The organism is Streptomyces sp. NBC_01497 (genome assembly GCF_036250695.1).
GTDB lineage: Bacteria > Actinomycetota > Actinomycetes > Streptomycetales > Streptomycetaceae > Streptomyces.
The window spans coordinates 5,066,869-5,079,325 of sequence record NZ_CP109427.1 but is presented as its reverse complement, the minus strand read 5'-3'; the positions used below and the strand labels follow the sequence as shown (position 1 = coordinate 5,079,325).

Genomic DNA, 12,457 nt, shown 5'->3' with positions numbered 1-12,457 from the left:
TTCCGCTCGTGTTCGCTCTCACGAAGAATCCCCTCACGCGGCGCGTCGTGCGACCCGCCGCCGAACTGGTCGACCGTCGTGTGGCTCGCCACATGAAGGGACTGCGCCCCGAGATAGAAGCCCTGAGGAAGGAGGTGGCGGCCCTGCGCGGGGAGCGCGACGGTCTCGCGCTGCTCGTCGACGGAACGGCCCGCAGCGGTCCCCGCACCCCGACGCCCGCCCAGCTCGACACGTTGGTCAGCCAGGTCGCACGCGTGACGGGAGTGCCCAAGGGCACCGCCCGGCGCAACGTCGTGACCGCCTACCGCAATGTGATCGCGCTGGAGATGCTCGCTGTCGGCCGCCTCGCCGGCTCCACCCAGAACATCTGCGGCAAGCTCGCCGCGACACCCCTGCTCGCCCCGCAGGAACACCGCGACGTCCTCGAAATAGGCACCCTCTACGGCCTGTTCTCGGCGTCCCTGCTGCGGATGCTGCACCGCGCGGGCATCGAGGCCCGCATGACGATCGTCGACCCGCTGGCCGGCAGCCAGCTCCAGCCCGGCACGCCCGAGGGCGCCGACCCGACCGGCACGCCCGTGCGCATGGACATCGTCCGCGCCAACCTCGCCTTCGGCGGGGCGCCCGGCACGGAGGCCAGGATCGTCCAGGGCTTCTCCGGCGACGAGGACGTACGCGCCCAGGTCTCGGACCGCGAGTACGGCGTCATCGTCGTGGACGGCGACCACTCCGCCGAAGGGGTGCGCGCCGACCTGGAATGGGCGGAGAAGATCGCCGCGCCCGGCGGGGTCGTCGTGGTCGACGACTACGGCGACGACCGGTGGCGGCACGTCAAGACCGCCACCGACGCACACCTGGCCCAGCGCGGCACCCGCTTCGAACTCCTCGGCGCGGTGTCGACCTCGGCCTTCCTGCGCGTACGGGACTGACGCCGGGGGCGCGGAGCGGCAGGTGTGGGCGGGCGGCGGGGCCGGTGCAGGGGGCGGCAGCCCGCACCCGGCCGCCGCGAGGCCGGTGCGGGTCAGCGCGGGTCGAGCCGCCCGAGACGGTCCAGTGAACGCCCCGCCTCCACCGCCAGCGGGTGGTACGCGCCGTACGCGCGGATCACGTCGTACTGCAGCGCGCTCAGCTGCGCCCGCGCCGACGGCCCGTCGCCGAGGGCCAGCAGCAGCTGGCCCACCCGGTGGCGCACCTCGAAGGCGGCGTCCCGTCCCTCGCCCGGCGCCTCGCCGCCACCCTCGTAGTACGGCAGGAGGGCGCGGTACTCGGTGAGCGCGGCGGCGGACTCGCCCAGCTCCTCCAGGCAGCGGGCCACGTCCTGCCGGAAACGCAGCGCCACCGGGTCGGCGGGGCCCGCCTGCGCCGTGCGGTCGGCGGCGAGGCGCCGCAGCTCGGGCAGCGCCCTGCGGTACTGGCCGTCGTCCATCAGCGTCGCCGCGTACTGCTTGCGCAGGATGCGCACGACGGGCGACGCCTCGCCGTGCTCGGCCGCCGCCGCGGGCAGGATCGAGCCGAGGAGGTCCACGGCCTGGGTGATGCCGCCCTCGCCGAGCAGCCGCTTGACCTCGTCGACGGCCGCCGCGACGTCGATCCGCCCGCCGTCCCCGGGGCCGGGCGCCTGCGGCGGTACGGCCGGGGCGGGCGGCGCCGCCGCGCGGTCCGGCCAGGGCGCGTACGGGCGCAGGAAAGGACGCGCCGGGTCGAGCGGTCCGGCCGGCCGGCCGCCCGGTGCCGGCAGCAGCGGCACCAACTGCTCGTAGACGGCCTGCGCGCCGGGCGGCCGGTGCCGCGGGTCCTTCGCGAGCAGCCGCAGTACCAGCGACTCCAGGCTCTCCGGCAGCTCGGGCCGCAGGCTGCGCAGCGGCCTGGGCGCCTCGTACAGGTGGCGGTGCAGCACGCCCAGGACGGTCGTGCCGGCGAACGGCGTCTCGCCGCCCAGGAGTTCGTGCAGCAGGATGCCGAGCGCGTACAGGTCGGTGGCCGGCCCGACCGCGCCCCCCATCGCCTGTTCAGGCGCCATGTACGCGGGGCTGCCGATGGGCGATCCGGTGTGGGTGAGCCGGGTGGTGTCGGCGTCGACGACGGACGCGACACCGAGGTCGAGGACGGTCACCGTGCCGTCCGGCTTCACCATCACGTTGCGCGGCTTGAGGTCCCGGTGGACGATCGGCACCGCGTGCACGGCGGCCAGTACACCGCACAGCTGCGCGGCGACGGAGACGGCCCACCGCCAGGGGTACGGCTCGTGTTCGGCGAGGTGGTCGGCGAGGTCGGAGCCCTCGACGTACTGCATGACGAGGTAGAGGTCGTCCCCGTCGCCGCCCGCGTCGTGCACGGTGACCAGGCCCGGGTGGTCGACCTGCGCGGTGACCCGGCACTCGCGCACGAAGCGGCGGCGCAGGTCCTCGGCCGCGGAGGCGCCCGCCATCAGGTCGGGGCGCAGCAGTTTCACGGCGACCCGGCGGTCGAGCCGCTGGTCGTACGCCGTCCACACCTGGCCCATGCCGCCCTGCCCGATGAGGGTGGACAGTTCGTAACGGGCCGCGATGACACGGCCGTTCACCGGAGGCCCTGGTCCTTGCCCTCGCCCAGGCCCTGATCCGGTCCCCGGTCCGTACCCCGGTCCTTGCCGCTGTCCTTGCGGAGCAGGTCGCTGAGCTCGTCGAGTTCGGCGCGCACCTGGTCGATGCGGGGCGTGTGCGCGGGTCCGGGGACGGCCCCGCGCGCTCCGGCGGGGGCGAGGGGGCTCCCGAAGCCGTGGGGCGGCGGCGCCGTCGGGGGCGCCGGCCGCGGTGCGGACGGGAAGGACGGCGGCCCGAAAGCCGGGGCCCCGGGCGGCGGCGCGTACGGGGCGCCGTGGGGCACGGGCGACCCCGGGGTCATGGGCGCCGTCGTGTACGGGGGGTAGCCGTACCCCGGCACCGGTCCGTAGGCCCCCGGTCCTGCCACCTTCGGACGCTGGTCGCGGCGCAGGTCGAACACCAGGAAGTAGACGGCGGAGGCCACCCCGATGAGCAGCAGCGAGCACATCGAGACGTTCGTCCCGACCGCGTCCTCCGGCAAGGTGCCGACCACGGAGAACAGCCCGCACGCCACCGGGAACGCGGCCCAGGCGAGGGTCCAGTCCCACCACCGGCGGCGCAGCACCGCGATCCTGAACAGCGGGGCGCACGCCAGCAGCCCGATCGTGAGCGGCGCGCACGCCGTCAGCAGGACGCGCACCGCGACAACCCCCGCGCGAGCGGCGCGCGTCCGGGCCGGGGGCGGCTGCACGGCACCGTACATCGGGGCTCCTCGGACGTCGGACGACGGGGACGGGGGCGGGAACGCGTGGGACACGAGCTGAGCGTATACACCGACACGGACAACCGCCCCGGGGTTGTACGGGACCGCGCGAAGCGCACTGTCGGCCCCGTCACACTCCCCCGCGTCCCGGGTGCCCCACAGGTCCCGCGCGGCCGGGCCCCGCGCCCTGTCACACCGTCAGCGAACCGTCGGTCAGGCCGTCGTACAGCGCCCGTACGAGCTGGTCCCCGAGCCGGGCAGCGCCGCGCAGTTCGTCCTCGAACGCGGCCAGGGCACGGAAGCGTTCGCCGTACCGGCGCTGGTCCACCAGCGGTAGGCGGGGCAGTTGGAGACGGCGTACGTCGAGCCGGGTCGCGGTGGACGCGTAGCTGCTGGCCTGCCGGTTGTTGGCGGTGCCGCGCAGGAAACCGGCGAGGAACCAGGGGTCGAGTGCGGCCGGGTCGGGGCGCAGCAGTTGGAGGTTGCGGCCGAGTGCGGCGCCCGCGCAGGCGTCGTCCACGACGCGTGCGACGGAACCGCCGCCGAGGACGGGGACGACCACGTCACCCGCGCGCACGAGGACGGGTTCCTCACCGGGCCCCTCCGGCAGGGCACCGGAGGGGGCGCCGCCGCTGAGGACGTCCCCTTCGGTCAGGACGCGGACGGGTCCCGCGGGACCGGTGCCCGCACCGCCCGAGCGCAGTTCCAGCGCGCCGGTGCGGGCGAGTTCGCCGACGGTGGTGGACGTACGGCGGGCCGGGGCGCCCGGCGGCCCGTCCGGGCCCTCGGCGGGGGCCGGGGTGAGCTCGACCGTCCGGCGCAGGGCCTCGGCCACCCTCTCGCGCAGTTCGCCGAGTTCGGCGGCGCCGCCGGGTGCGGCGGGGGGCGGCAGGTGGCGGGCCGGGGCCAGGTCGACGTCGTCGTCGAGCAGGTCGATGACGGGCATCGAGCGGCTGACGCCGGGGCGCCCGGCGAGGGTGCCGTCGCGGTCGAAGGCGCGCCAGGAGTCCAGGGCGGTGGCGTGGACCGCGGCCCGGCCGAGGTCGTCGCGGCCGCCCCGGCCCGCGCCGTACCCGGGGTGACCGGAGGCGCCCTGGGGGCCGTTGAGGCCCCGGGGGTAGGTGTGCTCGTCCCGGCCGCCGGGGTCCTCGGCCGCGCGTGCGGTGTCGACGAGGAGGAGTTCGGGCGAGGTCCCCGTGGCGTCGGGGCGGCGCAGCACCCACAGGTGCAGGGGGACGCCGTAGGGCGGCGCGGCCCCGGCCGGCAGGGCGACGACCGCGCGCAGCGCCCCCCGGCGCAGCAGGTCGGCCCGTACCCGGCGGCCGGAGCGGCGGGAGGCGGCGGCGGGCGGCATCAGCAGGACGGCGGTGCCGCCGGGGCGCAGCCGGGCGAGGGCGTGCTGGACCCAGGCGAGTTCGGATTCGGTGCGGGCCGGGAAGCCGTACTCCCAGCGCGGGTCGTAGGCGAGTTCGTCGTGGCCCCAGTTGCGTTCGTTGAACGGCGGGTGGCACAGCACGGCGTCGGCGGCGAGACGCCCGAACGCGTCGTCCCTGAGGGTGTCCCCGGCGGCGACCTCGACGCGCGTGGCGCCGGGATCGGTGCGCAGGACAAGCCGGAGCGCGGTGAGCGCGGCGAGTTCCGGCGCGGACTCCTGGGCGAGGAGCGCGCCGGGGCGGGTGACGGCGCACAGCAGCGAGCCCGTGCCGGACGCGGGGTCGAGGACGGTGACGCCGCCGGCGGCTCCGTCGTCCGGGGCATCGCCGGAACCGGCGGCCGGGGCGCCTGCGGGCGCGTCGGTGCGGACGCCGGCGAGCGCGGCCATCAGGGACGCGGTGTCGGCGGGGGTGAGTGTGTACTGCCGGGGGTTGGCGTCCAGGTAGCGGCCGAGCAGGAACTCGAAGGCCTCCGTGGCGCCGAGTTCACCGGCGAGTTCCGCGGCACCCCTCAACAGGGCGATGCTTGGCCGTAGTTGACGGGCCGACGGGGTGTGCACGACGGACCGGCCGGGCGCGGCGGACCCGGCTGCGAGGCGCCCGGCGAGGACGGCGTCCAGCGCGCCCGGCAGGCCGCGCGCGAGGTCGTCGTCGTCGCCCTCGGCGAGCTTCCGCCAGTCCTGCGGCTTCTCCCGTACGAGCACCAGCACGCAGCCGACCCGCACGAGCGCGGCGGCGGCACCCGCCGGGTCGCCGGCCAGTTCCTGCCAGACGCGTTCGCGGGGCGGTACCGCGGCGAGCTTGCCCTGGGCGCGCAGCCATTGCTCGACGTCGGAGAGGGCGAACGAGGGGCTCGTCTCGGTGCCGCCCACGGGCAGCGGGAAGTCGGCGTGCCGGCGGCGCCAATTGCTGACGGCGGCGCGTCCGACCCCGGCGAGCCGGGCGATCCCGGCGGCCGTCACCTCTGTCGCGTTCTCCGGCACGGGCTGCCTCCTGATGCGTCCGGTGTGGCGCTGAGCATACAGGCGCCGATCTAGCGGGGGCCATTCACAGTCGAAAGCTCAACTCGCATCATTTTTCGTGTTGACTCGGTTCACAGCTTCTGTTGTCATTGACCCATCGCTACAGGGGACCTCGTCAGTCCCGGAGAAAAGGGGGGGACCCATGTCCCACAACACGCAGGACCCGCAGAATCCTCAGCAGCCGTACGGACCCGACGGGCTCGGCGGGCAGGACCCCTGGGGTCCGGAGGGCCACGCGGCACGGCGGGCGCCGGCCGGACATGGCCGCACCCAGGTCCCCGGCCCGGGAACCCCGTTCCCGCCGGACCCGCAGGCGCAGGGCCCCCACCGGGCGCAGCAGGCCCGCAACGGGCTCGGGACCACCGCCCTGATCCTCGGAATCGTGGGTGCCCTCAGCGGAATCGTCCCCATCCTCTTCTGGCTGGCGGGACTGCTCGGCCTGATCGGCCTGATCCTGGGGCTCGCCGGCCGGGGCAGGGCCAAGCGCGGCGACGCCACCAACAAGCGCGTCGCGACGATCGGCGCCCTGCTCGGCCTGATCGCGATGATCGTGGCGGTGATCGGCGCGGTCATCACCTTCAAGGCGGTGGGCGACGCGGTGGACCAGATCGACCAGGCCACGTCCGGCAGTTCGGCCTCGGCGAAGCCCCACCCGGGCACCGGCGGGAGCGCGGGCACGGCGAAGGGCGGCGACACCGACAGCGGGAAGGCGGGCGTCGGCTCCAAGGACAAGCCGCTCGCCCCGGGCGACACCGCCGTCTACGACGACGACCTGAACGTCACGATCGGCGCGGCACAGCCCTATACCCCCGACGCGTACGCCATCGGCCACAAGGCGGGCAACCACGCGTACAAGGTGACGGTCACGATCGACAACAAGGGCAAGAAGAAGTACGACGCGACGCTCACCACGGTCGCGGCCCGGGCCGGCGCGGACGGCCGCGAGGCCACCGAGATCTTCGACAACAGCGTCGGCGAGGGATTCAGCGGCCAGGTCCTGCCCGGCCACAAGGCCACCGCGGTGTTCGCCTTCGACGCCCCGGGCGACGCGAAGGACCTCACGGTGCAGTTCTCCCCCGGCCTCTCGTACAACGAGACGCAGTGGGACCTGACGTTCTGAACCCGCCGGGCGGCCAGGCCGCCCGGCAGCACCCCGGTGGGACCGCTTCGGGGGGGCGGTCCCAGCGGGGTGTCCCGCGTTCGGGGCCATGCGGTGGGACGACGGGGTGGGGAGACGCGGTGGGAGTGCCTGGGTGACGGGGTGCCAAGGGCGCGGGGCGCCTGGGTGACGGGGTGGCGGGGTGGTGGGGTGGCGGGGTGCCAAGGTCACGGGGTCGTGGGGGCACGGGGGCGCCCGGCAACACCGGGCGCTCACCCCACTCGTCCGGGCGAAGAACCGCCGACGCGCGGGCTCGGAGCCCTCCGCCCCCGCTAGCGTCCCGGCCATGGCGACGTCAGCACGGCCCGCGATGCCCGTACGACCCGCGCGCGTGAGCGTCCTTGCGGTGAGCGCCGCGGGCGCCCTCCTCGCGGCGGCGGCCCTGACAGGCTGTACGGCGCACCCCGCGTCCCGTCCCTCCGACGATCCGAAGCCCCCCGGCCCGACGGCGCCTCCCACCGGCGGCGCGCCCGCCTCGGCTCCGCCCGTGCCCCCCACCTCCGCGCCGAAGGAGCCGGGTACCCCGCCCGCGACGGACGCCCGCGACGGACGGAACTACGCGGCGTGCGCGGACGGCGGTTGCCAGGTCCTGGTGGACGCCCCGGCCGCGATCCGCGTCGGGCACCGCGTCCTGCACGCGTCCGTCAGCGGCTCCACGGTCCTGCTGACCGAATCGGCCAACGGGTCGCGGACCGCCATGTCGCTGACCGGCCCGGGCGGCCACGGCCGCATCCTGACGAACGGCACGACGATCGACGTGACGGTCCGCCGAGCGGCGCGCGGCACGGCGGTGCTCGACATCAGCACACCCTGAGGCTCAGGCGTCCCGCGCCCGACGGGCCGTGCGCGGCGCCTGGCGTCGCCGCGCTCAGCCCCCGCACTGGCGGGCCATCGCGCTCTTGTCGGCCGTCGTCACGGGCAGCTCGTACTTGAGCGAGACCTGCGCGAAACGGACCGCGTACGAGCAACGGATCGATGTGTTCGGAGGCAGCCAGGACGCGGGGCCGGAGTCGCTCTTCGACTCGTTCATGGAGCCGTCCACCGGGATGAGATTGAGCGGGTCGTTGGCGATCTGCTCGCGCTTGGCCTTCGTCCAGTGCGCGGCGCCCATCTGCCAGTCGTACGACAACGGCATGACGTGGTCGATCTGCACGACCGTCGCCTTGGTCTTGCGCCAGTCGATGGTCTTGCCGGTGTACGGGTCGTGCAGCGTCATCGAGGACAGGACGCAGTCGGAGCCGGAACGGTACTTCACGTCGTCACCGTCGCGCTTCAGGACGTCGTCGCGGGTATCGCACCCGTTGTGCGCGTCCGGCACGCCGCTCGCCGAGTCCATCCAGGCATAGCCGAACTCGTCGCGGTCGTAACCGGTCTTGGGGCCGCGTCCCTTGGTGGCGACCTTGTCGATGACGGCGAGGCCGGCCTTGCGGTCGCCGGCCGAGGTGAGGGGGGCGAGGCCCCGCTTCGTACCGTCGGTGTTGGTGAGCGGGCTGACCCCGAAGTCACCGCCCCGCTCCCCGCCGCCGGCCGCCGCGGCGCCGGTGGCCGTGGAGGGGTCGCCGCCCGGCGACGGCGCACCGCCGCCCTGGAGTTGTGCCCTGCACCCGGCGAACAGCAGCGCCGCAGCCACCAGCGTCACCACCCCCGCGCCCCGCGTGCCGCGCCCGCTTCGACGTGACGTCATCCGCCCCTCCACCCGATCGCGTCCCTGTACGGGCGATCCGTCCGGCCGCCCCAGGTGACGGTTACCCGCTGGGCCGCCCGTCACCGCACCCGAACACTCGCACGTCACGGCACCCGAACACCCGCCCGCGGCGCCCTCGGCACCCCCGGGAGTGCCTGCCCCCGCCCGGGCGCCCCCGCCCGCGCGGGGGCGCGGTGGGTGCGGCGAGCCGGGCGGGCGCGGGGTTCAGGAACCCAGGATCGTCGTCAGGAACTCGCCCGTCCACGACAGCAGTTCACGCCCGACCACGGGCTTCCCGCCGATCTTGCCGGCCGTCGGGCGCGGCACGAGGATCTGCTTGGCGGGCGCCTTGATGACCGTGCGCGGGTGCAGCCGCTTCAGCCGCAGCTCCTGCGACTCGCGCAACTCCACGGGACCGAAACGGATGTTGGCGCCCTGGAGGACGATCTCGCCGACACCGCAGGCGCGGGCCAGCATCCGCAGGCCCGCGACCAGCAGCAGGTTCTCCACCGGCTCCGGCAACGGGCCGTAGCGGTCGGTCAGTTCCTCGCGCACCGCACGGATGTCGTCCTCGGAGGACGCGGACGCGATCGCCCGGTAGGCCTGCAGACGCAGCCGTTCGCCGGGCGCGTACTCGTGCGGGACGTGCGCGTCGACCGGCAGCTCGATCTTGACCTCCAGCGGCGCCACCTCCTCGACGCCGCCGTCGACAGCCGCCCGGTAGTCGGCGACGGCCTCGCCGACCATCCGTACGTACAGGTCGAAACCGACGCCCGCGATGTGCCCGGACTGCTCCCCGCCGAGGAGGTTGCCCGCGCCGCGGATCTCCAGGTCCTTCATGGCGACGTACATGCCCGCGCCCATCTCCGTGTGCTGGGCGATGGTCGCGAGGCGTTCGTGCGCGGTCTCCGTGAGGGGCTTCTCCGGCGGGTACAGGAAGTAGGCGTAGCCGCGCTCCCTGCTGCGGCCCACCCGCCCGCGCAGCTGGTGCAGTTGCGAGAGGCCGAAGTTGTCGCCGCGCTCGACGATCAGGGTGTTGGCGTTGGCGATGTCGATGCCGGACTCGACGATCGTGGTGGACACCAGCACGTCGAACTTCTTCTCCCAGAAGTCCACCACGACCTGTTCCAGGGCCTGTTCGGACATCTGGCCGTGCGCCGTCGCGATCCGCGCCTCGGGCACGATCTCACGGAGCTTCGCCGCCGCCCGGTCGATGGACTCGACCCGGTTGTGGATGTAGAAGACCTGGCCCTCACGCAGCAGTTCGCGCCGGATGGCGGCGCCGATCTGCTTCTGCTCGTACGGGCCGACGAAGGTCAGGACCGGGTGCCGCTCCTCGGGCGGGGTGGTGATGGTGGACATCTCGCGGATGCCGGTGACGGCCATCTCCAACGTGCGGGGGATGGGAGTCGCGGACATCGTCAGCACGTCGACGTTGGCGCGCAGCTTCTTCAGCTGCTCCTTGTGCTCGACGCCGAAGCGCTGCTCCTCGTCCACGATGACGAGGCCCAGGTCCTTGAACTTCGTCTCGGACGAGAACAGCCGGTGCGTGCCGATGACGATGTCCACGGCGCCCTCGCGCAGCCCTTGCAGCGTGGCCTTGGCCTCCGTGTCGGACTGGAAGCGCGACAGGGCCTTCACGGACACGGGGAACTGCCCGTACCGCTCGCTGAAGGTCGCGAAGTGCTGCTGGACGAGGAGGGTCGTCGGGACGAGGACGGCGACCTGCTTGCCGTCCTGGACGGCCTTGAACGCGGCGCGCACCGCGATCTCCGTCTTGCCGTAGCCGACGTCGCCGCAGACCAGCCGGTCCATGGGGACCGTCTTCTCCATGTCGTCCTTGACCTCGGCGATGGTGGAGAGCTGGTCGGGCGTCTCCACGTACGGGAAGGCGTCCTCCAGCTCCCGCTGCCAGGGCGTGTCCTGGCCGAACGCGTGGCCCGGCGCCGCCATCCGCGCCGAGTACAGCTTGATCAGGTCGGCGGCGATCTCCTTGACGGCCTTCTTCGCGCGCGCCTTCGTCTTCGTCCAGTCGGCGCCGCCGAGCCGGTGCAGGGTGGGCGCCTCGCCGCCGACGTACTTGGTGACCTGCTCCAGCTGGTCGGTGGGGATGTACAGCCGGTCGCCGGGCTGGCCGCGCTTGGCGGGCGCGTACTCGACGAGCAGGTACTCGCGGGTGGCGCCCTGCACGGTGCGCTGCACCATCTCCACGTACCGGCCGACACCGTGCTGCTCGTGCACGATGTAGTCGCCGGCCTCCAGGGTCAGCGGGTCGATGGTCTTGCGGCGGCGCGTCGGCATCCGCACGCCGTCCTTGCCCGCGGCCTTCTGCCCGGACAGGTCGGTCTCGGTGAGGACGGCCAGTTTGAGGTCCGGGTCGACGAAGCCGTAGTCGATCGAGCCGCACGCCACGTGCACGACGGACGGAGTGATCTCGGTGAGGCCGCCCCGGTCGGGGCTGTCGAGGCGTGCGGCGATGCCCTCGCCTCCCAGCACCTCCACCGTGCGGGAGGCGGTGCCGTGCCCCTCGGTGACGTAGACCGTGCGCCAGCCCGCGGCGAGCCAGCCCTTGGTGTCGGCGAGCGCGCGGGCCGTGTCGCCGCGGTACGTCTCCGGGGCGTGCATCCCGAGGGCGAGCGTGTCGTCGCCCTCACCCTCCTCGCCCGGGATGTCCAGGGCGAAGGGCGACACGGACCACCACATCATGCCCAGCGCGCGTGCGCGGTCGCGCACGTCGGCGATCGACCACAGGGAGGCCGCGTCCACGTCGATGGGGGCCTCCCCGCCGCCTGCCGTGGCCGCCCAGGACGCCTGCAGGAACTCCTGGCTGGTCGCGACGAGGTCCGCGGCCCGGGTCCGTACCCGCTCGGGGTCGCAGACGACGGTCATGGCCCCGGCGGGAAGGACGTCGAGCAGCAGCTCCATGTCGTCCACGAGAACCGGTGCCAGGGACTCCATGCCCTCGACGGCGATGCCCTCGGCGATCTTGCCGAGGAGTTCACCGAGCTCGGGGTGGGCCTCGGCGAGGACGGCGGCCCGCTCCCTGACCTGCGCGGTCAGCAGCAGCTCGCGGCAGGGCGGCGCCCACAGACCGTGTTCCGCCACCTCCAGCGACCGCTGGTCGGCGACCTTGAAGTAACGGATCTCCTCGACGTCGTCGCCCCAGAACTCCACCCGCAGCGGGTGCTCCTCGGTCGGCGGGAAGACATCCAGGATCCCGCCGCGCACGGCGAACTCGCCACGCCTCTCGACCAGCTCCACCCGGGAGTACGCGGCGGCGGCCAGCGCCTCGGTCACCTCGCCCAGATCCATGCTCTGCCCGGTGCGCAGCGCCACGGGTTCCAGGTCCCCGAGCCCCTTGACCTGCGGCTGGAGTACGGACCGTACGGGCGCCACGACGATGGAGACGGGACCGGTCGCCGGGTCGTCGGCGGCGGGGTGCGCGAGCCGGCGCAGCACGGCGAGCCGGCGGCCCACGGTGTCGGAGCGGGGCGAGAGGCGCTCGTGCGGCAGGGTCTCCCAGGACGGGAACTCGACGACGGTGTCCTCGTCGACGAGCGACCTGAGCGCGGCGGCCAGGTCCTCGGCCTCCCGCCCGGTCGCCGTCACGGCCAGCACGGTCCGCTTCGCCTCACGGGCCAGCGCGGCCACGGCGAAGGGCCGCGCGGCGGGCGGGCCCACGAGGTCGACATGGGGGCGGCGCCCGTCGGCCGCGGCCTTCACCGCCTGGGCGAGCGCGGGATCGCGCACAACGGCATCGAGCAGACCGTGCAGGCTCATGAAGGTCTTCCGTCCGGGTCCGGGGGCAACGCGAAGGGCCCGACACGTGTCACGGGCCGGGGGCTCCAGAGTACGACGGCGCTTCCCGTCCGTG

General features: G+C 74.3%; 8 protein-coding genes. 3 read left to right on the top strand and 5 right to left on the bottom strand.

Annotated elements, in window-relative coordinates:
• Positions 1-8: 8 nt before the first annotated feature.
• Positions 9-929 carry a class I SAM-dependent methyltransferase gene (locus OG310_RS21450; RefSeq protein ID WP_329457491.1) on the top strand — a complete coding sequence of 307 codons (921 nt, stop codon included), beginning with the start codon at positions 9-11 and terminating at the stop codon, positions 927-929.
• A gap of 92 nt (positions 930-1,021) precedes the next feature.
• On the opposite strand, the gene OG310_RS21445 is transcribed toward OG310_RS21450, so the two are convergent.
• The 3 genes from OG310_RS21445 to OG310_RS21435 all read right to left on the bottom strand — a co-directional run bounded on the left by OG310_RS21445 (position 1,022) and on the right by OG310_RS21435 (position 5,701).
• Positions 1,022-2,563, bottom strand: a complete 1,542-nt coding sequence (locus OG310_RS21445; RefSeq protein WP_329457490.1) for a serine/threonine-protein kinase — start codon at positions 2,561-2,563, stop codon at positions 1,022-1,024.
• Positions 2,560-3,285 carry a hypothetical protein gene (locus tag OG310_RS21440; RefSeq protein ID WP_329457489.1) on the bottom strand — a complete coding sequence of 242 codons (726 nt, stop codon included), beginning with the start codon at positions 3,283-3,285 and terminating at the stop codon, positions 2,560-2,562. Before OG310_RS21440 ends, OG310_RS21445 begins: the two co-directional genes overlap by 4 nt.
• Before the next feature lie 190 nt (positions 3,286-3,475).
• Entirely contained in the window at positions 3,476-5,701 is a 2,226-nt protein-coding gene (locus tag OG310_RS21435; RefSeq protein ID WP_329457488.1) for an N-6 DNA methylase, read from the bottom strand.
• 181 nt (positions 5,702-5,882) lie between these two features.
• Here OG310_RS21435 and OG310_RS21430 point away from each other — a divergent pair, with 181 nt between their 5' ends.
• Positions 5,883-6,860, top strand: a complete 978-nt coding sequence (locus OG310_RS21430) for a DUF4352 domain-containing protein (protein WP_329457487.1) — start codon at positions 5,883-5,885, stop codon at positions 6,858-6,860.
• A gap of 325 nt (positions 6,861-7,185) precedes the next feature.
• Positions 7,186-7,713, top strand: coding sequence for a hypothetical protein (locus OG310_RS21425; RefSeq protein WP_329457486.1), 528 nt, complete (start codon positions 7,186-7,188; stop codon positions 7,711-7,713).
• A gap of 54 nt (positions 7,714-7,767) precedes the next feature.
• Here OG310_RS21425 and OG310_RS21420 read toward each other — a convergent pair whose 3' ends face one another.
• Together OG310_RS21420 and mfd are read right to left on the bottom strand one after the other, a co-directional pair.
• Positions 7,768-8,583 carry an HNH endonuclease family protein gene (locus OG310_RS21420; RefSeq protein ID WP_329457485.1) on the bottom strand — a complete coding sequence of 272 codons (816 nt, stop codon included), beginning with the start codon at positions 8,581-8,583 and terminating at the stop codon, positions 7,768-7,770.
• Between the two features lie 225 nt (positions 8,584-8,808).
• A complete protein-coding gene (mfd, locus tag OG310_RS21415; RefSeq protein WP_329457484.1) occupies positions 8,809-12,363 on the bottom strand; it encodes a transcription-repair coupling factor in 3,555 nt (1,184 codons plus the stop codon).
• Positions 12,364-12,457: the final 94 nt, after the last annotated feature.